This is a genomic window from Bacillus sp. P4_D3 (genome assembly GCF_056401855.1).
In genome coordinates, this window is record NZ_JBFUIN010000618.1 from 1 (window position 1) to 1,855 (window position 1,855).

General features: G+C 33.7%; 3 protein-coding genes. 2 read left to right on the forward strand and 1 reads right to left on the reverse strand.

Going from position 1 to position 1,855, the window contains the following annotated elements:
* On the forward strand, positions 1-512 hold a 512-nt coding region (locus AC1DTM_RS24815; protein ID WP_477001129.1), incomplete at its 5' end, for a GyrI-like domain-containing protein.
* A 139-nt stretch (positions 513-651) separates the two neighbouring features.
* On the opposite strand, the gene AC1DTM_RS24820 is transcribed toward AC1DTM_RS24815, so the two are convergent.
* The gene (locus AC1DTM_RS24820; protein ID WP_016104916.1) at positions 652-1,368 is read right to left on the reverse strand and encodes an SDR family oxidoreductase; all 717 of its coding nucleotides are present in this window, start codon (positions 1,366-1,368) and stop codon (positions 652-654) included.
* A gap of 186 nt (positions 1,369-1,554) precedes the next feature.
* Between AC1DTM_RS24820 and AC1DTM_RS24825 the strand changes: the two genes are divergently transcribed.
* Positions 1,555-1,855, forward strand: a 301-nt coding sequence (locus AC1DTM_RS24825; RefSeq protein ID WP_477001130.1) for a winged helix-turn-helix transcriptional regulator, incomplete at its 3' end; no start/stop codon positions are given.

A 1,855-nucleotide genomic window follows, 5' to 3' on the forward strand; every position in this document is an offset into this window, starting at 1 on the left:
TCCTCGAAGACTCAATGAAAACGATGAGAGAGGATGTTATTGAAATGAACTATCATGTTTCATTAAAAGAAATTCCAGAAAGAAATGTAGCAAGTGTTAGAAAGGTTATTCGATCTTATAATTGCGAAGGGGATTTATGGCGTATATTAATGCAAGAAATTAATGTTAAAAATATTAGTATAGCTAATCCAAGTTATAGTATTGCTATATTCCATGATCAAGAATATAAGGAAAATGATGTGGATGTGGAAATACAGATAAATATTTTAGGGGAGCATGAAAATACAAAAGATGTTAATTTCAAAAAGATAGATCCATCTTGTGTAGCTTCAATAACAGTTAACGGAAGTTACGAACAAATGACAGCTGTAAATGAGGCGGCAGCAAAATGGAWTGAAACGGAAGGTTATGAATTAGCCGGACCGATGTTTAATATTTATCACGTTAGCCCAGCGATGGAATCAGATCCTAATAAGTGGGTTACAGAGGTTTGTTATCCGATAAACAAATAAACAATAAAGTAAAAAAGGCATATACGATGCCTTTTTTACTTTATTTCTATCCGAAAATATTTAGCACAAATGCCTCGTTGATTAGCAATAATAGCCTCCTTAATACTAGTTAATCTAAGGAGGCATTAAATTTTGTAAATTAATGATATATGTATCCTCCATCAGGAAACAATACGTTGCCAGTAGTAAAACTATTTTGCATTAAATAAATGACAGTGTGTGCAATTTCGTCATTATATCCAGATCGTTGTACAAGAGAAAGAGATTTATAACCTTCATAAGCAGCTAGTCTTTTTTCGTTTTGTTCATTCTCTCTTTGTATCGTTCCAGGAGAAACAACATTAACTCTAATCGGTGCTAATTCAACTGCTAAAGCTTTCCCTAAACTTTCAATAGCACCATTACAAGCGCCATAAGCGGCTCCGCCCTTTAGTGGTCTCTGACTAAAGGCACCAGACATTAATACGATAGATCCTGAATTTGAAAGAAAAGGAATTGCATATTTTACTGCATAATATTGTGGCCAAAACTTTCCGATAAAGCTGCTTTCAGCAATTTCAGCTGTAGCGGTTATTGGCCCAAGTGTATAAGAGGCACCTGGTGTGAATAAATGATCAAAATTACCAACTTTCTTGAAAAAATCTTGTAACTGTTTCTTATTTTGATTATCCAATATATAAGTTTGAAGATGGTTGTTATTTATTAATTCTCGAGCAGCCTTTAACTTTTCTTCCGAGCGCCCTGCAATAATAACATGTGCTTCTTGTTCAATTGCTTGTTTCGCTGTAGCTAATCCCATACCCGAACTCCCGCCAATGATAACGATACGATTATCTTTTAATGTAGTAATAGACATATTTTAGCCACTCCCTTGATATAAACTTTAAAATAAAACTGCATGCTTTTATTATTCATTAAAAGATAGCAAGTGAAAAGTACGCACTTTATATGTACATAGTCGCAAATTTCGTACTAATCGCTTATCGTATGGATAAATAATATGAAAAATTACTCATTATGATTTGAGGAAGAGGTGAGAAAAATGGATTTACAAGAACCGAAATTAAAAGGAGTAATAGCGACATTACAAATAATCGGTGGGAAATGGAAACCACTTATTTTATTTATTTTGCTAACAGATGGAACGAAACGGTTTGGTGAATTAAAGCGGCTAATACCAGATATATCTCAAGGGACATTAGCGAAGCAGCTTCGTGAATTAGAACAAGATCAACTTATAAAACGTGAAATTTATCAAGAAATACCACCTAAAGTTGAATACAGCTTAACAGAACATGGAAAAACAGTAAGCACTGTTTTGGATAGTATGTGTGGTTGGGGAA